Source organism: Bartonella sp. AC130YNZD, assembly GCF_042196865.1.
Taxonomy (GTDB): domain Bacteria; phylum Pseudomonadota; class Alphaproteobacteria; order Rhizobiales; family Rhizobiaceae; genus Bartonella.
Window position 1 is genome coordinate 1 of sequence record NZ_JBHIQZ010000128.1, and the last position, 896, is coordinate 896.

Sequence of the window (896 nt, forward strand, 5' to 3'; positions counted from 1 at the left end):
AAAACGGGCTTAATTTATGTGAAGGGCAATGGTGCTTTACAAGTTGATGGGGATTTGTTGAATGATTTTGGTGCCATTTTAGCAGAGGGTGATTTGGGTTTCACCAATGCAGAAGGCACAGGAAAAAGCCTTTCCCTTGTTAACAAAGCAGGCTTTATTCAAGCTGGTGGAAACTTAAATATCCAAACCAACACTCTAAAAAACGAAGCTGATAGCACGCCTGTCATCACGGAAAAAACGGAATATAGCGATATTTCTTTCCAAAAACCAGAGGATTTTCATGGTAGCGGAGATGGGTTGTTATATCACAATACACAGCAAGATCTTTGGGGAAAGGGGCACATTGAAGAGCCAGACTCAATTCTCGGTGTTAACATCGAGCATACATTATTTAGTTTGGACGAAGTACTTTTTGATAATAAGGAAGGATCATACGGCAAAGCAACATTGAAAGATGGAACAGTCTACAAGGCTTTTACTTGGGTAAAAGGACGGGCGCATGGTAGAGATCATATGCAGACATATAAATGGAATGGTTCTCGGCGGAAGGCAGGATGGTTTGGGTCAATAAACGAAGACTGGTCACATATGACAGAAAAGACTGTCACACAAGCATTTTCGCATAAACCAACTGTTTCGGGGGTAATACAATCTAGTGGCAATCTCATCATTAACGCTGATACCATTGACAACCATTATAGCTCTATGAGAGCAGGGGGAAATGCTGATATCCACGCCAATGTGCTGACCAATTTAGGGGCAACGGCTTATAAAAACACCTATATGGGTTGTAATGCAAATACAGACAATTGTTATGGCTATAAAGCTGATGGAAGCCGCGATGTTTCTTTAGATATAGCCAATGGCAAGGATCGCCAGATTGGTTCAGAAGCTTT

At 41.4% G+C, this 896-nt stretch carries 1 pseudogene; it reads left to right on the top strand.

Annotated elements, in window-relative coordinates:
- A pseudogene (locus tag ACFINU_RS10075) lies at positions 1 to 896 on the top strand (filamentous hemagglutinin); the annotation flags it as partial.